Origin of the sequence: Streptomyces sp. NPDC006134 (genome assembly GCF_040628835.1) — a bacterium.
In the GTDB taxonomy this organism is placed as follows: domain Bacteria; phylum Actinomycetota; class Actinomycetes; order Streptomycetales; family Streptomycetaceae; genus Streptomyces.
This window is the reverse complement of the sequence record NZ_JBEXTV010000030.1, coordinates 1-21,325: the sequence shown is the minus strand read 5'-3', so window position 1 is coordinate 21,325 and position 21,325 is coordinate 1. Positions and strand designations below refer to the sequence as shown.

The window sequence follows — 21,325 nt, the reverse complement described above, 5'->3', positions numbered from 1 at the left end:
GACCGCCCCCCGGCGGTCCGGCGGCCCGAAGAGACGTCCCGTACAAAGGCGTACGGAACACAGACGGCGCCTGCCCCTGTCCCCGACCGGACGATTGGGCAGGCGCCGCCGCATGTCCGGGGCGTCTGCGCGCGGCGCGCGTCCAGGGCGCCCGCGCGCGAGGCGTGCCCGGCGGGCTTTTGCGCGGTGCGTGTCCGGCGGGCTTTTGCGCGGCGCGTGCCCGGCGGGCTTTTGCGCGGCGCGTGTCCGGCGGCCGGCGGTTCCCCGAAGCGGCCCCGGGGCCGGGGCGGGCCGGGGCCGGGGGCGGGCCGGGGATTCAGGCCGTCAGGCGCTTGATCTGCTCCTCGGTCAGGGACACCCGCAGGGCGTCCACGTTCTCCGCCAGGTGGGCGGGGGAGGAGGTACCCGGAATGGGGATCACGTTCGGGGCGCGGTGCAGCAGCCAGGCCAGCGCGACCTGGGACCGGGTGGCGCCCACCTCCTCGGCGACCGCCGCCAGCGGGCCGCCGTCCGCCGCGTGCTCGCCCCGCGCGACCGGGAAGTACGGCAGGAAGGCGATCCCGCGCTCCGCGGTGTGGTCGATCACGGCATCGTGGCCGCGCTCGGCCAGGTTGTAGACGTTCTGCACGCTCGCGACCGGCGCGATCCGCGAGGCCGCCGTCAGCTCCTCCACCGTCACCTCCGACAGCCCGATGTGCCGGATCTTGCCCTCCTCCTGCAGCTGCCGCAGCGCGCCGATCTGGTCGGCGAGGGGGTAGGCGGGGTCGATGCGGTGCAGCTGGAACAGGTCGATGCGGTCGGTACGCAACCGCCGCAGGCTCAGCTCGGCCTGCTGACGCAGATAGGCGGGATGGCCGTGCGTGATCCACTCCGTGGGACTCGGCCGCACCACCCCCGCCTTGGTCGCGATCACCACACCGTCGCGGTAGGGGTGCAGGGCCTCGGCCAGCAGCTCCTCACCGGCCCCCAGGGCGTAGGCGTCGGCGGTGTCGAAGAAGTTCACCCCGAGGTCGACGGCCCGGCGCAGCAGGGCGATCGACTCCGCCCGGTCGGTGGGCGCCGTCCAGATGGGAGCGGTCATGCCGCCCCGTTCGTGCGGGGCACCCGCCAGCCGCATCGTGCCGTAACCGATCCGCCGTACGGCGAGGTCGCCGCCGATCCGGAATATCGTCGAGTCCGTCGTGTTCGTCATGTCTGCGACCGTAGGAGCTCACATGGATGTGAGCTTCAAGGCGATGTGAGGGGGATCACATGAGAATAGGGGAGCTGTCCCGCGCGACCGGAGTCAGCGTCCGGCTGCTGCGCTACTACGAGGAACAGGGCCTGCTCGACGCCGCACGCACCCCCGGCGGCCAGCGCGTCTACGACGCCGACGCGCCCCGGACCGTCCGCCGCATCCGCGCCCTGCTCGACGCGGGCCTGCCCACCCGCGTGATCCGCGAGGTCCTGGACTGCGTGTGCGGCAGCGACGCCGAGGTCGAACCCTGCCTGACCCCGGTCCTCCTCGACCAGCTGCACGGCATCGAGGAACGCATCTCCCGCCTCCAGGACTCCCGCCGGTCGCTGACCCGCCTGCTGGCCCCGGCCGACTGACCGGCCCGCCGGGGCGGCGCGAACGGTCCCCCCGGGCCCGTCCGCGCCGCCGGGTGCCCGGGTGCAGGAGGGCTGGACATCGGTGATGCCGCTCTCGAGCCGTGATGCGGGCGTAAGAGGTGCGTTGCGGTGAGCCCTACCCGGGCCCCTCCGCCCCCGGTGACAGCGGATCGCCGGATGAGCCGGCCCGGGCCGGCCGCGATGAGGCCGAAGGCTTCCCGTCCCGCGCCGAGTGCCGCAGCGGCCGTCGCCCGGCGCATGCAGAGCGCGGGCTCATCGCGTGACCAAGGTGGCGCCGGTCGCCGCGACGGACAGGTCCCACAGCCGTGCGGCTGCGTCGGGGTCGACGGCGTAGGCGCGGACACCGCCGTCGTCCATGGGCTCGTCGGGGGCGGAGACACGCGCGACGTCGCAGTCCTCGAGGTAGAGCCCGCCGTGGCCGTCGAGGAGCGGGGAGGTGGCGGCCCACAGGCCGGTGGCGGCGCCCTGGGCGGGCGTCTTGAAGCCGGCGCCGATCACGGTGCCGTGCTCGTCCACCCAGCCGCGTTCGATCTGCTCCTGGAGCGTCATCTCTCGCTGGAGACCAGTGATGATCTTGCCCGGGTGGAGGGCGAACGCCCGGACGCCGTCGCCTCGCCCGAGGGCGTCGAGCTGCACGGCGAACAGGGCGTTGGCGGTCTTGGCCTGACCGTAGGCCAGCCACTTGTCGTAGCCGGTACGGAAGTGCGGGTCGTGCCAGCGGATGTCGGTCAAGGTGTGCCCGGCGGAGCTGTTGACGACGACGCGCGCACCGCCGGCGGCGGCCAGGAGCGGGTAAAGCTCGCAGGCGAGGACGGAGTGTCCGAAGTGATTGATGGCGAGCTGGCCCTCCCAGCCGGGCCCGACGCGTCGCTCAGGGGTGGCCATGACGCCGGCGACGGCCATGAGGAGGTCGAGCCTGTCGAGGGAGTCATTGATCTGTGCGGCGGCGGCGCGCACGCTGCCGAGATCCGCCAGATCCATGGGGATGACGTCGCAACCGTCCACATCCGCGAGAGCGGCGCGGGCGCGGCCTGGCCGGCGTGCCGGAACGATGACCCGGGCCCCGGCGGCGGCCAGGACCCGGGTGGTTTCCAGACCGAGTCCGGAGTAGCCCCCGGTCACGACGGCGGTCGTGCCGGAGAGGTCGAGGCAGGCGATGACGTCCTCGGCGGTACTGGTGCCGGAGAAGGGCGAACCGAGCGGCTGCTGATCAGTGATGGTCATGCCGACGACGTTAGGAACTAGAGCGAGGTCTAGATCAAGTCCTAGGCTGGGCGGCATGGCGACTGTCGAAACCCGTGCGGAACCGCTGAGCATCGGCGAGGTGGCCGAGCGGACCGGACTCAGCGTGCATGCGCTGCGCTTCTACGAGCGCGAGGGCCTGCTGGTCGGACCGGTCCAGCGCACCGCGGGCGGTCGGCGGCGATACACCACCACCGATGTCGACTGGCTGCTGATCTGCGTCAGACTGCGCGAATCCGGCATGCCGCTGGCCGACCTCAAACGGTTCGCCGAACTGGTACGGCACGGCCCGGGCAACGAGGCGGAACGGCTGCAGCTCCTCGACACACATCAGCGGCGCGTCGAGGCACAGATCCGGGCACTGGAGGAGTGCCGCTCGGTCATCGCCTGGAAGGTCGGCGTCTACGCCGAACACCTTGCCCGCGGCGAGGCCGGCGGCCTCTGGGACCCGACGGTCTGAGACAAGGACGAACACGGTCACGTCTCGTCCACCTGCCGATGCCGCCGACAACGTCCTGACCCGCGACACCTAGGTGTCGCACTCCCACACCGTCCGGCACAGCGCACACCGCGCCCGCACCCGCCCCCGTACCGGCACCCTGATCCGCTGCTGACACGTCGGACAGGGAAAGGACACCCGCAGCGAACCGTGCCCGTCGGGCCCCTCGGGGGTGAACGCGTACGCCACGTCCGCCCCCGGACCGGCGGCGTGACGGTCCTGCGCACGACGGCGATCCCGGGCATAGCGGCGGCGGCCCGCCCAGCCCGCCGCCGTCAGCGGCGGCTGCTGCTCGTCCCGCAGGGCCCGCTCCCTGCCCCTGACGTACGCCGTGTACGCCTGCGGACTGGTGAACCACACCGACGGATCCTCGTGGAAGACCAGCGCCCGCTTGGCCAGGACGTAACCGAACTCCTCCGGCGTCAGATAACCGAGCTTCTGCGACGACGCCGCGTCCTCCCGGTACGCGTCCAGCAGCAGCCACCCCGCACCCAGGTACGTCGCCGCCGTGTCGGTGAGGATCTCGTTGTCCCGCGTGCCGGGGAAGGACAGGCCGAGACGGTGCAGATACACGTGCATCACCTCGTGCGCGAGGGCCGCGCCGATATCCCGCCGGTGCGTACGGAAGCGGTCGTTCAGCTCGACGAAGTACTCCGGGCCGGCGGCCAGTTCGACGTTGGCCGCATGCGTCATCCCACGGAAGCCGACGATCATCCGGGCATCCGGCAACCGGTAGTGCCGCACCAGCTCGCGGGCCACCCGCTGCGCACCCAGATACAGGTCGTCGGTGTCGCAGAAGGCCACGTCGGCGGGGGCCACACTGGTGGAGAACGTCCGGATCGTGTCGTACGACAACCGCTTGTACAGCGCGGTGATGGCGGCCCGCACCGTCTCCAGATGCGGGTAGCCGTGCTCGACCGGTCCGCCGTTCGCCACGCCTGAACCCCCAAGACGCCTGAACCCGACTCCACTGTACGAGCAGGACGCGGCCGGGGCCCGCCCACCGGACGAAAGCCGGCCGGCACCGCCCCGCCGCCCCCGGCCCGATCCGCGCCGTGACCGGCGCACCACACTTCGCCACCGCCCCACGGGAAGGCAGCGAGGAGACCGGCGAGACCGTCAAGGAATGAGACGGCCCGGCGCGGCCGACAGGGCGCCCGTAGGCTGACCCCCCATGACCACCAGCAACACCGGTACCGGTGACGTCGACCCCGCCGTCCGCGAGGAACTGGCGCGGCTGCGCGACAGCATCGACAACATCGACGCGGCCGTCGTCCACATGCTCGCCGAACGCTTCAAATGCACCCAGCAGGTCGGCCACCTCAAAGCCCGCCACCAGCTGCCGCCCGCCGACCCCACCCGCGAGGCCCGGCAGATCGAGCGCCTGCGCGCCCTCGCCGAGAGCGCCAAACTCGACCCGGCGTTCGCCGAGAAGTTCCTGAACTTCATCATCGCCGAGGTGATCCGCCACCACGAGCGCATCGCCGAGGACACCGGCAACGGACGGACCCCCGCGACCGGCTGACCCCGCCCACGACGCCACCACCCCCACACGACGCCACCACCCCCACGAGGGGGCGCACGCCCGGGGAACGCGGCGCCCGCCGACGAGACCGGACCCGGCCCGCGTTCCCCGTCCGCCCCTGTGCCGTGCCGACCGGATCAGGCAGCATGAGCAGCATGTCCGTACTGACGCGCGACGAAGCGCAGACCCGTGCCCAGCTCCTCGACGTCCACCACTACACGATCGAACTCGACCTGACCGGTGACGACGAAACCTTCCACTCCCGCACCGCCATCCGGTTCACCGTCCGCGACGGACAGGACACCACGGACACCTTCGTCGAAGTCAAGCCCGCCGAGCTGCGCTCCGCCACCCTCGACGGACACCCCCTGGACCCACAGACCCTGGACGGCAACCGGCTGCCACTGAAGAACCTCACCCCCGGCACCCACGAACTCCGCGCCGACGCCACCATGCGCTACTCCCGCACCGGCGAGGGCATGCACCGCTTCACCGACCCCGCCGACGGCGAGACCTACGTCTACACCCAGATGTTCCTGGACGACGTCCAGCGCGTCTTCGCCGCCTTCGACCAGCCCGACCTCAAAGCCGCCTTCACCCTGACCGTCAAGGCCCCCGCCCACTGGACCGTCCTCGCCAACGGCATCACCGAACACACCGGCGACGGCACCTGGAAAGCCACCACCACCCCCCGCATCTCCACCTACCTCGTCGCCGTCGCCGCCGGACCCTGGCACTCCGTACACACCGAACACCGCAGCCTGCCCTTCGGCATCCACTGCCGCCGCTCCCTCGCCCCCCACCTCGACGCCGACGCCGACGAAATCCTCGACGTCACCCGCGCCTGCTTCGACCGCTACCACGAAAAATTCGACGAGCCCTACCCCTTCGACTCCTACGACCAGGCGTTCGTCCCCGAATTCAACGCCGGCGCCATGGAAAACCCCGGCCTCGTCACCTTCCGCGACGAATTCGTCTACCGCTCCGCCGTCACCGACACCGAACGCCAGACCCGCGCCATGGTCATCGCCCACGAAATGGCCCACATGTGGTTCGGCGACCTCGTCACCCTCCGCTGGTGGGACGACATCTGGCTCAACGAGTCCTTCGCCGAGTACATGGGCTACCAGACCACCGCCGAAGCCACCCGCTTCAACGGCCCCTGGACCGAGTTCGGCGTCGCCCGCAAAGCCTGGGGCTACGACGCCGACCAACGCCCCACCACCCACCCCGTCGCCCCCGAGAACGTCGAGGACACCGCCTCCGCCCTCCTCAACTTCGACGGCATCTCCTACGCCAAAGGCGCCTCCGCACTCCGGCAACTGGTGACCTGGCTCGGCGAAAAAGACTTCCTCGCCGGCATCAACACCCACTTCACCCGCCACAAATTCGCCAACGCCACCCTCGCCGACTTCATCGACTCCCTCGCCACCGCCACCGACCGCGACGTCCACGCCTGGGCCGACGCCTGGCTGCGCACCACCGGCGTCGACACCCTCACCCCCACCCTCACCCCCACCACCGACGGCACCTGCACCCTCACCGTCACCCACACCGGCCACCGCCCCCACCGCATCGCCGTCGGCCTCTACGACCGCGACCTCGGCGACGAGGGCGGCCTCATCCTGCGCGAACGCCTCGACCTCGACATCCCCCAGACCGAACCCCGCCCCATCGGCAAACGCCCCGCCCTGCTCCTCCTCAACGACGGCGACCTCACCTACACCAAGATCCGCTTCGACCCCGACTCCTCCACCACCATCACCGCCCACCTCTCCGGCCTGCCCGACCCCCTCACCCGCGCCGTCGTCTGGAACGCCCTGCGCGACGCCGTCCGCGACGGCGAACTGGCACCCACCGCCTACCTGGACACCGCCCGCACCCACCTCCCCCACGAAACCGACATCGCCCTCGTCCAAGGCGTCCTCGCCTTCGCCACCACCCACATCGCCGACCGCTACCTCACCCCCGGACAACGACCCGCCGCCCTGGCCACCCTCACCGACCTGTGCCGCGCCCTCCTGCGCCACACCGAGGACGGCGACCACCCCGGACTGCGCCTGACCGCCGTACGCCACTACATCGACGTCGCCGCCCAGCCCGACACCATCAGCGCCTGGCTCTCCGAAGGCACCGTCCCCGGCGGCCCCGAACTCGACCCCGAACTCCGCTGGCGCGTCCTCGGCCGACTCGCCGTCCTCGGCGCCATCGACGACGACGTCATCGACGCCGAACTCGTCCAGGACCCCAGCGCCGCCGGACAGGAAGGCGCCGCCCGCTGCCGCGCCGCCCTGCCCGACCCCGAAGCCAAACGCCGCGCCTGGGACGCGATGTTCACCGGCGACGACCTGTCCAACTACCTCTTCACCGCCACCGCCCAGGGCTTCTGGCAGCCCGAACAGGCCGACCTCGTCCGCGCCTACGTCCCCCGCTACTACACCGACGCCGTCGCCGTCGCCGCCCGCCGCGGCCCCGCCATCGCCGACGCCGCCGGCCGCTGGGCCTTCCCCGCCCACGCCGTCGACCCCGACACCCTCCGCCTCGGCGAACAATGCCTCCGCGACGCCGACCCCGTCCCCGCCCTGCGCCGCAAACTCGCCGACCAGCTCGACGACCTGGCCCGGGCCCTGCGAGTCCGCCAGGCGTAAAACCCCACCCCAGCCCCCCCCAGGCCCAGGTCACCCGCCCCCCAAGCCCCGGGGGCGGGGAGCCGGGGCCACGCCCCATCACCGGAAACGGCACCCCCACCGCCCTCCGCGCGACCGCCCCCACCCGAGGGAAGCAGCCCCCACACCCCGGGACCACAGAGCCCCAACACGCCCTCCCCGCACAGCAGTACACCCTTTCGGGTTGTGATCACCGGGCTGTCCGGGTGCACCCGCCCACCCGCGTACAAGCTGGGAACCACCCCCTCACCGCACGTTTCCGCCACGCGCCCCGGAGAACACCCACAAGCACACCACCCCTGACCCCCAGCCCCGACGGCCCCCACACCCCGCACCCCGCACCCCCGCGGAAGGACACACCCCCCGATGACCCCCCACCCCACACCCCACCAACCCACCACCCCCCACGACCTCGTCGGCATCGGCATCGGCCCCTTCAACCTCTCCCTCGCCGCCCTCGCCCACCCCCTCACCGAACTCGACACCGCCTTCTACGACCACAACCCCGCCTTCCACTGGCACCCCGGCCTGCTCATCGACGACACCACCATCCAAGTCCCCTTCCTCGCCGACCTCGTCACCCTCGCCGACCCCACCAGCCCCTGGACCTTCCTCAACTACCTCAAAACCCGCGAACGCCTCTTCCCCTTCTACTTCGCCGAGCGCTTCCACATCCACCGCACCGAATACGACGCCTACTGCCGCTGGGTCGCCGAAAACCTCCCCACCCTCCACTTCGGCCACCACGTCGACGCCGTCCGCTGGAACCCCGAACACAACGTCTTCGAAATCGACCACACCCGACTCGACACCGACGGAAAAACCCAAACCCACGGCCGCACCCACACCAAGAACGTCGTCATCGGCATCGGCACCGAACCCCACATCCCCGAACCCCTCGCCCCCCTCGCCGCCGCCCCCGGCGTCCCCGTCATCCACGCCGCCGACTACCTCCACCACCGCGACACCCTGCTCACCGCCGGCCACATCACCATCGTCGGCACCGGCCAGTCAGGCGCCGAAATCTTCCTCGACCTCCTCCGCCACCGACCTCCCGGCCACGAGAAACTCCACTGGCTCGGCCGCACCGCGGCCTTCGCCCCCATGGAGTACTCCAAACTCGGCCTCGAACACTTCACCCCCGACTACACCCGCTACTTCCACGCCCTCGCCGAACCCGTCCGCGACCGCCTCGTCCCCGCCCAATGGCAACTCCACAAAGGCATCGACACCGACACCCTCACCACCATCCACGACGAGCTCTACCGCCGCACCCTCCACGGCGGCTGGCCCGACACCGTCCTCACCCCCGGCGTCCACGTCCGCACCGCCGGACGCGTCACCACCACCAAAATCGAACTCCACCTCGAACACACCCAGCAGAACACCCGCACCCGCCTCACCACCGACGCCGTCATCCTCGCCACCGGCTACCGGCAACGCCCCCTCGACCACCTCCTCGCCGGCCTCGACCCCTACCTCCGCCGCGACAACAGCGAACGCCCCCGCATCGACCAACACTTCCGCCTCGTCCTCGACCCCTCCATCACCGCCACCGGCTGCCACATCTACGTCCAGAACGCCGAAACCCACACCCACGGCATCGGCACCCCCGACCTCGGCCTCGCCGCCTGGCGCAGCGCCACCATCCTCAACACCCTCACCGGCAAAGAGCCCTACCCCCTGCCCACCCGCACCGCCTTCACCACCTTCGGCCTCCACCCCCACCCCCACCCCCACACCCCACCCACCCACCACCCGGCCCCCACCCTCACCCCCCTCGCCGACCACTGGTAAAACCGCAACCAGCAACAGAAAAACAGCGGGCGGCGGCCACACGGCAGCCGGACACGACCACCACACGACCACCGCCCCACCCGCCCACCGGCGAGCAACAACCCGGCGACTCAGAACACCGGCACACCCTCCCGCGTCAACCGCCAGCCCACCGACGCGAAGTCCGCCGGATCCAGCACACCCCTCGCAGTCACCCACTCCGCGATCCGCGTACGGATCTCCGTCGACTCCGACCACACCTCCTGCGCCGACGCCACATGCGGAAACGCACCCCCACCATTCGCCCGGTAATTGTTCACCGCCAGCACGAACCGCTGCCCATCATCCAACGGCACACCACCGAACGTCAGACCCCGAATCCGCGAACCGGCCGGCCGCGCAATATCGATGTCGTACCGCAACCCCGACACATAATCGTAGTTGTAATCCGGACAGCCATTCGCATTCGTCAACTTCGCCACATCCACCGGCACACCGGCCGGCGTCTGCACGAAATACTCCGCCGAATACTCCAGATACGCCCGGACCTGCGCCCCCGTCATCACCTTCGCCACCAGCGTGTTGTCGTACACATACAGACCCGACAGATCCCGGATCGTCACCTCACCCGCCGGAATCTCAGACGTACGCGAGAACGGCGACGCCTGCGACAACACCGGCAGCGACGCATACTCCGTCCCCACCAACGCCTGACGGACCACATCCTCCTGCACCCTGTTGATCAAATCGATGATCGGAGCGTCCTTGTACCGCGCCTCCACCGTCGTCAACACCGCCGTCGCCGTCCCCACGACCTGATTGACGTACGCCACCACCTTCGCGTGCTCGTCCGCCAGCAACCTCGTGATCCGCGGATCATCGGCCACCGCATTCGTGTTCCGCAGCGACGCCCTCACCGACTCCACCCGCCACCGGCCCCGCTCGAAGACCAGACCGAAGTCGAACAACGTCAGCCGCTCGGCATAACACAACGGCTCCGACAGCACGACCTCCCTCCCCGTTTCCTCGTTGACGACCCGCAACTCCTCGATCTCCGCATGCGCGTGCCCCACCAAAATCGCGTCGATCCCCGGCACCCGACGCGCCACATCCGCCGCCGCATTCTCCACATACGGCAACTGATCACCGTACGACGACGTCCCCGACGTCCCCGAATGCGCGGACACCACCACCACGTCCGCACCCATCGACCTCAACTTCGGCACCCACTTCGCCGCCTGCTCCTCCAACCCCGGAAACACCAGCTTCCCCTGCACATACGCCTTGTCCCAGACCGCGATACCCGGATTCGTCAACCCCAGCACCGCCACCTTCACCGGCGGCGCACCCTTCACCCGGAACGACTTCATGAAATACGGCGGAAAAGCCGGCCGCAACGACCTCGCATCGACCGCGTTCGCCCCCAGCAACGGAAAACGACACTGCTCCTCGAACTTCCGCAGCGTCTCGATGCCGTAATTGAACTCGTGATTCCCCAGCGCCACCGCGTCATACCCGATCGCGTTCATCGCCTGCGCCATCGGATGCACCGGCCCACCCTCGGCCGTGATCGGATCCACCTTCGCGTAGTAATACGTCAGCGGCGTCCCCTGGATCGTGTCCCCCGCGTCCAGCAGCAGCGTGTTCTGCCGCCCCTTCTCCGCACGGACCTGGTCCACCAGCGTCGAGATCCGGGCCAGACCCTGAGCATTGCCCTGCGCGTCGGAATACTCCGCGTCCTTGAAGTAGTCCCAGTTGAAGACGTGCCCGTGCAGATCGGTCGTCCCCATCACCGTCAGCGCGTACCGCTTCGGCCCGCGGCCCCCACGCCCCTCGACACCCTCGGCGGCGCCGGCCGCCGGAGCCGCCACCGCACCGGCCAGCGCGACTCCCGCACCCGACACGGCGGACCTCTTCAGAAACTTCCGGCGGTTCAACGGCATGACTGCCCCTCCTCGGTGAACGAGCGTCACGACACACGTCGGTGACGCGCGTAGATTCTGGCCCGTCCAGACAGACCACAACACCCCCCCCAGGTTGCGATCTGATGACCGACAGCCCCCTCCACCCCCACAACCCCCGGCACAGCGGGGCGTACCACCCCATCAACCCCGCACTCAACCGATCACGACGGAAACCGAACAACCGAATACACGCCCGAAAACCACCCCGGATAACGCTCATCAGAGCACCGCGACGCACAACTCACCACTTGTCAAAACCACTTCACCCAAAGGACGTTGAGCAGTCACGCCCGACCAATTCTCTACCCACCGGTAAGTCATAGGCTCACCCCATGCGCCGAGCAAAAATCGTCTGCACCCTTGGCCCCGCCACCCACACATACGACCAGATCAAGACACTCATCGACGCCGGAATGGACATCGCCCGCTTCAACCTCAGCCACGGCACCCACACCGAACACGAAGAGCGCTACCACCACGTACGCAAAGCCACCGACGAAACCGGCCACAGCGTCGGCCTCCTCGCCGACCTCCAAGGCCCCAAAATCCGACTCGGCCGCTTCACCGAAGGACCCATCCTCCTCGAACCCGGCGACACCTTCACCATCACCACCAAACAAGACACCGAAGGCAACCGCCACACCTGCCCCACCACCTACCCCGGCCTCACCAACGACACCACCCCCGGCGAACGCATCCTCATCGACGACGGCAAAGTCACCCTGCGCATCACCCACATCGACGGCCCCCACATCCACACCACCGTCCTCGAAGGCGGCATCGTCTCCGACCACAAAGGCCTCAACCTCCCCGGCGCCGCCCTCTCCGTCCCCACCCTCTCCGACAAAGACGAAGCCGACCTCCGCTGGGCCCTACGCACCGGCTTCGACATCATCGCCCTCTCCTTCGTCCGCACCGGACGCGACATCGAAGACGTCCACCGCATCATGGACGAAGAAGGCCGCCGCCTCCCCGTCATCGCCAAAATCGAAAAACCCCAAGCCGTCGACCACCTCGACGACATCATCGCCGCCTTCGACGGCATCATGATCGCCCGCGGCGACCTCGGCGTCGAAATGCCCCTCGAACACGTCCCCCTCGTCCAAAAACACGCCATCACACTCGCCAGGCGCAACGCCAAACCAGTAATCGTCGCCACCCAAATGCTCGACTCAATGATCGAGAACTCACGCCCCACCCGCGCCGAGGCCAGCGACGTCGCCAACGCCGTCATCGACGGCACCGACGCGGTCATGCTCTCCGGCGAAACCAGCGTGGGCACCTACCCGATCGAAACAACCAGAACCATGGCCAAAATCATCGAAGCAGCAGAAGAAGACCTGCTCGCCAACGGCCTCCCACCCCTCACCGAACACAACAAACCACGCACCCAAGGCGGCGCGGTCGCCAGAGCAGCAGCCGAAATGGGCGACTTCCTCGGCGCGAAATACCTCGTCGCCTTCACCCAGTCCGGCGACACCGCCCGCCGCCTCTCCCGCTACCGCTCCCCGATCCCCCTCCTCGCCTTCACCCCCGACCCGGCGACCCGCTCCCAGCTCAGCCTGACCTGGGGCGTGGAGACGTTCCTCGGCCCGCACGTCGACTCCACGGACGCGATGGTCGACCAGGTCGACGACCTCCTCACCGAGAACGGCCACTGCCAGGAGGGCGACCTGGTCGTGATCACGGCCGGCTCACCGCCCGGCGTATCGGGGACGACGAACCTGGTCCGGGTCCACCGCATCGGGGAGAAACCCTGAACGACCGGCTGTGACGGACCGCGGGGGCCTCCGAGTGGGGCCCCTCAGTGTTTGGGCCCCACGTGGGCGTCCATCAGCGCGACGGAGGCCCTCCGCGCGACGGAGACGTTGAACGGGACACCGCCGCGGGTGCAGTACGTCCACTGCACGCCGAGCCGGTCGAGGGTGTCGGTGTAGAGGCGCCGGATGTCGTCCGACTTGTTGGTGAAGAAGTACCGGGGGTACTCGTAGCGCTTGCGCTCGCCGTTGACGAGGCGGGTCGTCCAGTTGGTGATCCGGCACCCGTCGGAGTGGACGAGCCCCCGGACGAACTCCCACGGATGGTTCTCGACGATCACCTGCTGCCAGGGTTCGAGCACGATGGGCCGCTCGTGCTTCTTGCCGGGGCCGTGCTGGGGGAAGAGGCACGTCCAGTGTTTCGTGTACGACTTCACCTCCACGCACCCCGGCTTGTGCCGTCGCCCCACGCTGGGCAGCGACATGACTTGCCGCATGGCGTGCTCGGCGGCATCGATCAGGCCGGTCTGTGTGGCGTTGCAGAAGATGGAGAGGTGGTGCTGCTTGCGCTTGGAGATGATGTGGCCGTCGCCGAGATAGAGGCCGAGCAGGTAGCTGTAGGCAGCACCGTGGAGGTCGCGGCCCGTGCAACGGGGGCAGTCCGTGGGTTGCTCGTAGATCTCACCGCGTAGTCGGCGGTCTTCGCTGCGCCACCAGCCGATCGTTCCTCGGGGGACATTCAGCTGCTCGGCGACTACGCGGTTCGGTACCCCCTGCCGCAGAAGTGCGATCGCCTGTGCGCGGATCGAAGGGCTGTGCTGCTCCATGTGGCTACTGTGCGTCACTGTTTGTGGCTTTGTGCAGCAAAAAGCGGAGGTTCACGCGAATGTGAGCCTCCGCTTCAGCGGTGCCGGGTACGGGATTCGAACCCGTATGTCCTCTCGGACAGATGTGTTTGAGACATCCGCGTAAGCCAGTTCCGCCAACCCGGCAGTAGTGCTGCTGGGAGTGTACCCGGTCACCGATGTCGACTTCAGCTAGGTACGCTCTTGTCAGCAGTACCGCCTGCCCCGGAACAAGGAGCGCCACGTGACCGCCCCCGAGTCGCCCCAGCCCGTAGACGTGCCCGACGACGACAAGTCGCACGTTCCTCCGCTGACGACCCGCGTCGTCATCGCCGAGGACGAGGCCCTGATCCGGCTCGATCTCAAAGAGATGCTGGAGGAGGAGGGCTACACCGTCGTCGGTGAGGCCGGTGACGGCGAGCAGGCCGTGGAGCTGGCCCGCGAGCATCGGCCGGATCTGGTGATTCTCGATGTGAAGATGCCGAAGCTGGACGGTATCTCCGCGGCGGAGAAGATCGCGGAGGAGCGTATCGCGCCGGTGTTGATGCTGACGGCGTTCTCGCAGCGTGATCTGGTGGAGCGGGCGCGGGATGCCGGGGCGATGGCGTACCTGGTGAAGCCGTTCAGCAAGAGTGATGTCGTGCCGGCGATCGAGATGGCCGTGTCGCGGTTCACGGAGTTGAAGGAGCTGGAGAAGGAGGTCGCGGACCTCAGTCAGCGGCTGGAGACGCGGAAGCTGGTGGACCGGGCGAAGTCGATTCTGCAGACGGAGTACGGGTTGACGGAGCCGGCGGCGTTTCGGTGGATTCAGAAGACGTCGATGGATCGTCGGATGTCGATGCAGCAGGTGGCGCAGGCTGTTATTGATGATGCCGAGGAGAAGAAGGCGTCGAAGGGCTGACGTTGTTTGTGGGGAGGCCCGCGTCCTGTTGGGGGCGCGGGCCTTTTTGTGTGTCTGTGGGGGGTTAGTCTTCGCCGAGGTATGCCTTGCGGACGGATTCGTCGTGGAGGAGTTCTTGTCCGGTTCCGGAGAGGACGATTTTGCCGATTTCCATGACGTGTCCTTGGTCGGCGAGGGAGAGGGCGGCTTGGGCGTTTTGTTCGACGAGGAGGATGGTGGTGCCTTGGGTTTTGAGTTCGGCGATGGTGGCCATGATTTTTTGCATCATGATCGGTGAGAGGCCCATGGAGGGTTCGTCGAGCATGAGCAGTTTGGGTTGTGACATGAGGGCGCGGCCCATGGCGAGCATTTGTTGTTCGCCGCCGGAGAGGGTGCCTGCGGCTTGTTTTCTGCGTTCTCCGAGGATGGGGAAGAGGTCGTAGGCTCGTTGGATGTCTTTTTCGATGCCGGGTTTGTCGTTGCGGAGGAAGGCGCCGAGGCGGAGGTTGTCCTCGATGGTCATGCGGGGGAAGATGTGGCGGCCTTCGGGGGAGTGGGCGAGGCCGAGGGAGACGATGTGGTGGGCGGGGATTCGCTTGAGGGATTTCCCGTTGAATTTGATGTGGCCGCTCACGGGCTTGAGGAGGCCGGAGAGGGTGCGCAGGGTGGTGGTTTTTCCGGCGCCGTTGGTGCCGATGAGGGTGACGATTTGTCCGGCGTCGACGGTGAAGGAGATGCCTTTGACTGCTTCGATCTTGCCGTAGGCGACGCGGAGGTCCTCGACGTGGAGGAGGGCGGTCATCGGTCGTTCTCCTTGGTGGCCGCGGGGTCCGTCGGGGTGGTGGCGGCGTGTGCTTCGGCGGCTTCCACTTCGGCGAGTTCTTCGGCGCCGGGGGCGTTGTCGAAGGGTTCGCCGAGGTAGGCGGCGATGACGCGTTCGTCGCCTTGGACGGTGGTGCTGTCGCCTTCGATGAGTTTTTCGCCCTGGACGAGGACGGCGACGCGGTCGCAGAGGTTGAAGATGAAGCGCATGTCGTGCTCGATGACGAGGACGGCGATGCCTTGGTCGCGGATGGCGAAGACGAGTTCTTCGGTGGCTCGGGTCTCCTGTGGGTTCATTCCGGCGGTGGGTTCGTCGAGGAGGAGGAGGCCGGGTTCGCTGGCGAGGGCGCGGGCGATTTCGAGTTTGCGTTGTTCGCCGTAGGGGAGGTTGCGTGCGAGGTGGTCGGCTTTGTGGGCGAGGCCGACGAAGGTGAGGAGTTCGGTGGCGCGTTTGCGTGAGGCGGCTTCTGCTCTGTGGAAGGCGGGGCCGCGCAGGATGGCGGACCAGAATCCTTCTTTGGTGCGGGTGTGGCGGCCGACGAGGACGTTTTCCAGGACGGTCATGTTGGAGAACAGGCGGATGTTCTGGAAGGTGCGGGCGATGCCGGCTGCGGTGACTTTGAATGGTGTGGGTGGGAGGGTTTGGCCTTTGTAGCGGACTTCGCCTTCGGTGGGGGTGTAGAGGCCGGTGAGGCAGTTGAAGAAGGTGGTTTTGCCGGCGCCGTTGGGGCCGATGAGTCCGACGATTTCGCCGCTGTTGACGGTGAGGTTGACGTTTCGTACGGCGGTGAGTCCGCCGAAGCGCATGGTGACGCCGCGGGCGTCGAGGACGGTGTCGCGGGCGGGGGTGGTGCCCGGGGTGTCCTTGGTGGTGGTGTCGGTGGTCATGGTGATCAGGCCCCTGTCTTGCCGAGGACTGTGGGCGCGTCGGCTTCTTCGTGGAATTCGAGTTGGCGGCGGCGGTTGGGGATGAGGCCTTCGGGGCGGAAGCGCATGAGGAGGATGAGGGCGAGTCCGAAGGCGAAGAGTTGGTAGTCGCCGAGGAATTGGAGTTTGTTGGGGATGAGGAAGAGGAGGGCTGCGCCGATGAGGGGGCCGCCGATGGTGCCCATGCCGCCGAGGACGACGGCGGCGAGGAGGAAGGCGGAGTTGGGTGGGATGGTGCCGGCGAAGAGGTATTGCTCGGGGGTGACGGTGTAGGTGACGTGTGCTTGGACGGTGCCGGCGAGGCCGGCGAGGGAGGCGCCGACGGCGAAGGCGATGAGTTTGACGCGGAAGCCGTTGATGCCCATGGCGAGGGCGGCGGTTTCGTCTTCGCGGATGGCGACCCAGGCGCGGCCGATGCGGGAGTCTCCGCTGCGTCGGAAGACGAGGACGACGATGGCGGTGATGAGGAGCATGAGGAAGAAGTAGTTGGCGAATCGGCCGATGGTGAATCCGGCGATGGTGTGTTCGGCGCCGAGGTCCCATCCGAGGATTTTGAGGTTGGGGATGGAGGAGATGCCGTTGGAGCCGTTGGTGACGTCGGGGCCGGAGGTGCCGTCGAGGTTGTTGACGGTGATGCGGAAGATTTCGCCGAAGCCGAGGGTGACGATGGCGAGGTAGTCGCCGCGGAGGCGGAGGGTGGGGGCGCCGATGAGGACGCCGAAGATGAGGGAGGCGGCGGCGCCGATGAGGACGGTGGCCCAGAAGGGGAGGTGGAGGTCGAGGGGTGAGCTGGGGGAGCCGGAGACGAGTGAGGCGGCGTAGGCGCCGACGCCGAGGAAGGCGACGTATCCGAGGTCGAGGAGGCCGGCGAGGCCGACGACGATGTTCAGGCCGAGGGCGACGGTGGCGAAGATGAGGATGTAGACGCCGATGGTGGCGTATTGGTCGTCGGTTTGGGTGAAGGGGAAGAGGGCGGCGGCGGTGAAGGCGCCGCAGATGGTGATGTTCTGGTGGCGGGCGGTGATCTGGGAGGCGTGGGCGATGAGGCCGGCTTTGTGGAGGGCGGCGAAGCCGAGGCCGGCGGTGATGAGGAAGCCGACGAAGAGTTCGTCGTATTCGGTGCCGATGCCGTAGGTGAAGACGGTCAGGGCGAGGGCCATGATCCCGGCGATGATCAGGATTTCGGCGTAGGGGGGGAGGGTGGGGGCCGGGTGTGGGGCGGGCGCGGTGAAGGCGGCCTTGATGGTCTGTCCGGCGTGGGCGAGGCGGTGCCTGATGCGCTCCCAGGGGGTGCTGTCGGGGTCGATGGGGTCGGGCTGTGGTTTGTGGTAGGGGAGGGCGAGGGCGCCGAGGAGGGTGAGGAGGGTGGTGGCGGCGGCGGTCCAGCCGCCGGGTTCGAGGTTGATCAGGCCGCCGAGTTGGTAGCTGATGGCGAGGAGGGTGTACCAGGTGGTGGTGAAGGTGGCGAGGGCGGCGAATCTGAGGGCTGGGTCGGGGTTGGTGGGGGTGAGTCGGCGGAGTCCTTTGATGTTGTAGGAGGTGAGTCCGAGGAGGGTGGTGAGGGCGCCGCTGGTGAGGACGAGGACTTGGAGGCCGCCGGGGTAGCCGTAGACGGTGAGGTTGCCGGGGAAGGCGGTGGTCCAGGTCCAGGCGAGGAAGGTGGTCAGGGTGGTGAGGAGTCCGCCGCCGGTGGCGAGGGCGCGTGCGAGGTGTGGGGGTATGGGGATGAGGCCGGTGGTGGGGGTGGTGGTCTTGTGTGGGGTGGTGTGTGTGGTCATCGGTGTCACGCCCTGTCCGCGACGCGTTCGCCGAGCAGGCCTTGGGGCCTGAGCAGCAGTACGAGGATGAGGAGGATGAAGGCCCAGACGTCGGCCCAGGATTGGCTGCCGAATTGGTGCATGCCGGGGATGTCGGCGATGTAGGCGGTGGCGAGGGTTTCGGCGATGCCGAGGACGATGCCGCCGATCATGGCGCCGTAGATGTTGCCGATGCCGCCGAGGACGGCTGCGGTGAAGGCTTTGAGGCCGAGGATGAAGCCCATGCGGAAGTCGATCTGGCCGTATTTGAGGCCGTTGGCGAGGGCTCCGACGGCGGCGAAGACGGCGCCGAGGGCGAAGGCGATGACGATGATGCGGTCGGTGTTGACGCCCATGAGTTTGGCGGTGTCGGGGTCTTGGGCGGTGGCCTGCATGCCGCGTCCGGTGCGGGTTTTCATGACGAAGTAGGCGAGGACGGCCATGCTGATGGGTGCGGCGATGAGGAGGAAGATGTCGCCGGTCTGGATGGTGACGTTGCCGATGTGGAAGGGGCCGCCGTCGATTTGGGGGAAGCTGCGGGCGGATTTGGCTTCGGGGTACCAGGCCCATACGGCTTGTTGGAGGGCGAGTGAGAGGCCGATGGCGGTGATGAGGGGGGCGAGGCGGGGTGCGCCGCGCAGGGGCCGGTAGGCGAATCGTTCCGCTCCGACGGCGACGGTGACGGCGACGATGATGGCGCCGAGGAGCATGAGTGGCAGGGCGATCCACATGGTGGTGCCGTCGGGCAGGATGTACACGTAGACCGTGAGGGCGCCGAAGGCTCCGGTCATGAAGATCTCGCCGTGGGCGAAGTTGATGAGCTGGACGATGCCGTAGACCATGGTGTAGCCGATGGCGACCAGCCCGTACATGGATCCCAGTAGCAGGCCGTTGACCAGCTGCTGCGGCAGTTCGTTCACCGCATGTCCTCCGAGACTTTCGGATGTTCGACGAATGTGGCCGGATGCGCGTGCGCGCGGGGCGCTTGTGGAACAGCGCCCCGCGCGGCTGGTGGGCTGTGGTGCGGTGTGATCAGCCGGTGTAGGTGCCGGACTTGACGGCGCTGAACTCGCCGTTCTTGACGGCGTAGACGGTGAGCTGCTTGTTGGTGGCGTCACCGTATTCGTCGAAGGAGACCTTGCCGGTCACTCCGTCGAAGGAGACGTTCTGCATGGCTTCGGTGACCTTGGCGCGGGCGTCGGAGGGGAGTTTTCCGCCGTTGTCGTCGACGACCTTTTTGACGGCTTCGATGATGGCCCAGGCGGAGTCGTAGGAGTAGCCGCCGTATGCGGCGTAGTCCTCTTTGTAGCCCTGTGCTTTGTAGTCGGTGACGAACTGTTTGGCGGAGGCGATGTCTTCGACGGGGGCGCCGACGAGGGTGGCGAGGTCGCCTTCGCTGGCGGGGCCGGCGAGTTGGATGAAGGCGGGGTCTTTGATGCCGTCTCCGCCGACGAGGGGAATCTTGGCTCCGGCTTCCTTGATCTGCTTGCTGAGGGGGCCTGCCTGCGGGTATTCACCGCCGTAATAGACGACGTCGGCGCCGGAGTTCTTGACCTTGGTGGCGACGGCGGAGAAGTCCTTGCTGTCGGGGTTGATGTGTTCGGTGCCGACGACTTTGCCGCCGAGTTTCTTGAACTCGTCGGTGAAGGTGGCGGCGAGGCCGGCGCCGTAGGTCTTCTTGTCGTCGATGACGAAGACCTTCTTCTTCTTGTAGTCGTTGTAGACGTATTGGGCGGCGAAGGGGCCTTGGACGGCGTCGGTGGTGGCGGTGCGGAAGTAGGACTTGTACGGGCGGACCTTCTTGGTGCGCCAGTCGGGGCCCTGGGTGAGGGAGGGGCCGGTGTTGGCCGGGGAGACCTGGACGAGTTTGGCGTCGTCGAAGACCTTCTGCATGGATTCGCCGACGGAGGAGTTCAGCGGGCCGACGACGCCGAGAATGTCCTTGTTCGCGACGAACTTGGTGGCGTTCTGCTGGCCGGCCGACGGCTGGCCCTGGTCGTCCAGGGCTTGTATCTCGAAGGTGACGCCGTCGACATACTTCTTCTTGTTGGCGATCTTGGTGGCGAGGTCCGCCGAGTTCTTGATGCCGAGGCCCATCGCGGACAGGTCACCGGTCATCGGGGCGTCGACGCCGATGACGACCTTGGTGCCGCCGTTGTCGGAGTCCGAGCCGCCGCCGTTGTCGTCGCGCGAGCCGCAGGCGGTGAGGGTGAGTGCTCCTGCCGCCAGCGTGGCGGTGAGGGCGATGAGCGAACGTTGACGCACGATCAGTCCTTTCCCCTGGCACAGTCGCTTCCCCGTGGAAACGGCCGAGTCGAGCGCTGGGCGGAAGTGACAATCCGACGGCGCGGTGACTGGCCGTGACTCTAAGCGGGTGTGGGGAACGTGGAGGAGAGTCTGGAAGAGGCTGTGACGCTCTTGTTATGACACGGCGTAATGCAGAGCGGTGCGGCCGGGGGAGAAGGGCGGAATTCGGGCCGATTCGCCCTGTCCGGATGGCGAGAACCCGCAGGATTCGCAGGGGGTTGTTCAGGCGTCTGGGGCGTTTTGGTGATTACGCGATTCGTTGCTGCGGGCGACCTGTAGGGCGTTGGAGAGGTGCTGTGCGTGGTGCGGTCCGAGGGGGCGGCTGTGTACTTGTATTGCACGCGTATTACACAGGGTTACGTTCAGGAAAGGGAGTCCTGCATTCCGCGGTACTTTCGCGCACTCCGTCACGGTCGCGCGCAGGGTGAAAATGATCTTGCGGGGGGATTCCCCGCCTCCGTGCGGAAAGGCGGGGCGAGTGCGGAAGGCGCCGAGAGACCGGCGCAGGGCCGGCCGGTTCGGGGCGCAGGGCCGGCCGGTTCGGGGCGTGGTGACGGCCGGTCTGGGGCGTGGTGACGGCCGGTCTGGGGCGTGGTGACGGGCGGCCCGGCGTCGACGACCGGGCCGATGACCCGCGCGACGCGGCCGGTGGCCACGCCCGACGCAGCGGTCGGCTCAACAGTGGTGGTCATTAGTTGTCACTCC

General features: G+C 68.0%; 17 protein-coding genes and 1 tRNA gene. 7 read left to right on the top strand and 11 right to left on the bottom strand.

Annotated elements, in window-relative coordinates; all coding sequences use genetic code 11:
- Positions 1-316: 316 nt before the first annotated feature.
- Positions 317-1,192 (bottom strand): aldo/keto reductase, encoded by an 876-nt coding sequence (locus ABZ340_RS20540; protein ID WP_358783220.1) that lies wholly within the window; start codon positions 1,190-1,192, stop codon positions 317-319.
- A 59-nt stretch (positions 1,193-1,251) separates the two neighbouring features.
- Here ABZ340_RS20540 and ABZ340_RS20535 point away from each other — a divergent pair, with 59 nt between their 5' ends.
- Entirely contained in the window at positions 1,252-1,593 is a 342-nt protein-coding gene (locus tag ABZ340_RS20535; RefSeq protein ID WP_358783219.1) for a MerR family transcriptional regulator, read from the top strand.
- Between the two features lie 273 nt (positions 1,594-1,866).
- Here the strand turns inward: ABZ340_RS20535 and ABZ340_RS20530 are convergent, their stop codons facing one another.
- A complete protein-coding gene (locus ABZ340_RS20530) occupies positions 1,867-2,838 on the bottom strand; it encodes an SDR family NAD(P)-dependent oxidoreductase (protein ID WP_358783218.1) in 972 nt (323 codons plus the stop codon).
- A 55-nt stretch (positions 2,839-2,893) separates the two neighbouring features.
- Here ABZ340_RS20530 and ABZ340_RS20525 point away from each other — a divergent pair, with 55 nt between their 5' ends.
- Complete coding sequence (locus ABZ340_RS20525; RefSeq protein ID WP_358783217.1) at positions 2,894-3,316, top strand: MerR family transcriptional regulator; 423 nt, start codon at positions 2,894-2,896, stop codon at positions 3,314-3,316.
- A gap of 69 nt (positions 3,317-3,385) precedes the next feature.
- On the opposite strand, the gene ABZ340_RS20520 is transcribed toward ABZ340_RS20525, so the two are convergent.
- A complete protein-coding gene (locus ABZ340_RS20520) occupies positions 3,386-4,291 on the bottom strand; it encodes a hypothetical protein (RefSeq protein WP_358783216.1) in 906 nt (301 codons plus the stop codon).
- A 238-nt stretch (positions 4,292-4,529) separates the two neighbouring features.
- On the opposite strand from ABZ340_RS20520, the gene ABZ340_RS20515 reads away from it, so the two are divergent.
- From ABZ340_RS20515 to ABZ340_RS20505, 3 genes are all read left to right on the top strand, one after another.
- Entirely contained in the window at positions 4,530-4,880 is a 351-nt protein-coding gene (locus tag ABZ340_RS20515; protein ID WP_358783215.1) for a chorismate mutase, read from the top strand.
- A 155-nt stretch (positions 4,881-5,035) separates the two neighbouring features.
- A complete protein-coding gene (gene pepN, locus ABZ340_RS20510) occupies positions 5,036-7,528 on the top strand; it encodes an aminopeptidase N (protein ID WP_358783214.1) in 2,493 nt (830 codons plus the stop codon).
- 384 nt (positions 7,529-7,912) lie between these two features.
- Positions 7,913-9,343 carry a SidA/IucD/PvdA family monooxygenase gene (locus tag ABZ340_RS20505; RefSeq protein ID WP_358783213.1) on the top strand — a complete coding sequence of 477 codons (1,431 nt, stop codon included), beginning with the start codon at positions 7,913-7,915 and terminating at the stop codon, positions 9,341-9,343.
- A 110-nt stretch (positions 9,344-9,453) separates the two neighbouring features.
- Here the strand turns inward: ABZ340_RS20505 and ABZ340_RS20500 are convergent, their stop codons facing one another.
- Positions 9,454-11,265, bottom strand: a complete 1,812-nt coding sequence (locus tag ABZ340_RS20500) for a 5'-nucleotidase C-terminal domain-containing protein (RefSeq protein ID WP_358783212.1) — start codon at positions 11,263-11,265, stop codon at positions 9,454-9,456.
- Positions 11,266-11,618: 353 nt separating this feature from the next.
- On the opposite strand from ABZ340_RS20500, the gene pyk reads away from it, so the two are divergent.
- Complete coding sequence (gene pyk / locus ABZ340_RS20495; RefSeq protein ID WP_358783211.1) at positions 11,619-13,046, top strand: pyruvate kinase; 1,428 nt, start codon at positions 11,619-11,621, stop codon at positions 13,044-13,046.
- Positions 13,047-13,090: 44 nt separating this feature from the next.
- Here the strand turns inward: pyk and ABZ340_RS20490 are convergent, their stop codons facing one another.
- A complete protein-coding gene (locus ABZ340_RS20490) occupies positions 13,091-13,870 on the bottom strand; it encodes a helix-turn-helix domain-containing protein (RefSeq protein WP_358783210.1) in 780 nt (259 codons plus the stop codon).
- An 81-nt stretch (positions 13,871-13,951) separates the two neighbouring features.
- Positions 13,952-14,035 (bottom strand) — tRNA-Leu (locus tag ABZ340_RS20485).
- Positions 14,036-14,132: 97 nt separating this feature from the next.
- Here ABZ340_RS20485 and ABZ340_RS20480 point away from each other — a divergent pair.
- Complete coding sequence (locus ABZ340_RS20480; protein WP_358783209.1) at positions 14,133-14,789, top strand: response regulator; 657 nt, start codon at positions 14,133-14,135, stop codon at positions 14,787-14,789.
- Positions 14,790-14,853: 64 nt separating this feature from the next.
- Here ABZ340_RS20480 and ABZ340_RS20475 read toward each other — a convergent pair whose 3' ends face one another.
- The 5 genes from ABZ340_RS20475 to ABZ340_RS20455 all read right to left on the bottom strand — a co-directional run bounded on the left by ABZ340_RS20475 (position 14,854) and on the right by ABZ340_RS20455 (position 20,578).
- Positions 14,854-15,570 carry an ABC transporter ATP-binding protein gene (locus tag ABZ340_RS20475; RefSeq protein WP_358783208.1) on the bottom strand — a complete coding sequence of 239 codons (717 nt, stop codon included), beginning with the start codon at positions 15,568-15,570 and terminating at the stop codon, positions 14,854-14,856.
- Positions 15,567-16,478, bottom strand: a complete 912-nt coding sequence (locus ABZ340_RS20470) for an ABC transporter ATP-binding protein (protein WP_358783207.1) — start codon at positions 16,476-16,478, stop codon at positions 15,567-15,569. Before ABZ340_RS20470 ends, ABZ340_RS20475 begins: the two co-directional genes overlap by 4 nt.
- A gap of 5 nt (positions 16,479-16,483) precedes the next feature.
- Positions 16,484-18,295, bottom strand: a complete 1,812-nt coding sequence (locus ABZ340_RS20465; RefSeq protein ID WP_358783206.1) for a branched-chain amino acid ABC transporter permease — start codon at positions 18,293-18,295, stop codon at positions 16,484-16,486.
- Between the two features lie 5 nt (positions 18,296-18,300).
- Positions 18,301-19,233, bottom strand: a complete 933-nt coding sequence (locus ABZ340_RS20460; protein ID WP_358783205.1) for a branched-chain amino acid ABC transporter permease — start codon at positions 19,231-19,233, stop codon at positions 18,301-18,303.
- 112 nt (positions 19,234-19,345) lie between these two features.
- Positions 19,346-20,578 carry a branched-chain amino acid ABC transporter substrate-binding protein gene (locus ABZ340_RS20455; protein WP_358783204.1) on the bottom strand — a complete coding sequence of 411 codons (1,233 nt, stop codon included), beginning with the start codon at positions 20,576-20,578 and terminating at the stop codon, positions 19,346-19,348.
- Between the last annotated feature and the right edge of the window lie 747 nt (positions 20,579-21,325).

What these genes read in the sequence shown, in the direction of transcription:
- ABZ340_RS20540 (WP_358783220.1), bottom strand. Translation starts at nt 1,192, where the DNA reads ATGACGAACACGACGGACTCGACGATATTCCGGATCGGCGGCGACCTC.
- ABZ340_RS20535 (WP_358783219.1), top strand. Translation starts at nt 1,252, where the DNA reads ATGAGAATAGGGGAGCTGTCCCGCGCGACCGGAGTCAGCGTCCGGCTG.
- ABZ340_RS20530 (WP_358783218.1), bottom strand. Translation starts at nt 2,838, where the DNA reads ATGACCATCACTGATCAGCAGCCGCTCGGTTCGCCCTTCTCCGGCACC.
- ABZ340_RS20525 (WP_358783217.1), top strand. Translation starts at nt 2,894, where the DNA reads ATGGCGACTGTCGAAACCCGTGCGGAACCGCTGAGCATCGGCGAGGTG.
- ABZ340_RS20515 (WP_358783215.1), top strand. Translation starts at nt 4,530, where the DNA reads ATGACCACCAGCAACACCGGTACCGGTGACGTCGACCCCGCCGTCCGC.
- pepN (WP_358783214.1), top strand. Translation starts at nt 5,036, where the DNA reads ATGTCCGTACTGACGCGCGACGAAGCGCAGACCCGTGCCCAGCTCCTC.
- ABZ340_RS20505 (WP_358783213.1), top strand. Translation starts at nt 7,913, where the DNA reads ATGACCCCCCACCCCACACCCCACCAACCCACCACCCCCCACGACCTC.
- ABZ340_RS20500 (WP_358783212.1), bottom strand. Translation starts at nt 11,265, where the DNA reads ATGCCGTTGAACCGCCGGAAGTTTCTGAAGAGGTCCGCCGTGTCGGGT.
- pyk (WP_358783211.1), top strand. Translation starts at nt 11,619, where the DNA reads ATGCGCCGAGCAAAAATCGTCTGCACCCTTGGCCCCGCCACCCACACA.
- ABZ340_RS20490 (WP_358783210.1), bottom strand. Translation starts at nt 13,870, where the DNA reads ATGGAGCAGCACAGCCCTTCGATCCGCGCACAGGCGATCGCACTTCTG.
- ABZ340_RS20475 (WP_358783208.1), bottom strand. Translation starts at nt 15,570, where the DNA reads ATGACCGCCCTCCTCCACGTCGAGGACCTCCGCGTCGCCTACGGCAAG.
- ABZ340_RS20470 (WP_358783207.1), bottom strand. Translation starts at nt 16,478, where the DNA reads ATGACCACCGACACCACCACCAAGGACACCCCGGGCACCACCCCCGCC.
- ABZ340_RS20465 (WP_358783206.1), bottom strand. Translation starts at nt 18,295, where the DNA reads ATGACCACACACACCACCCCACACAAGACCACCACCCCCACCACCGGC.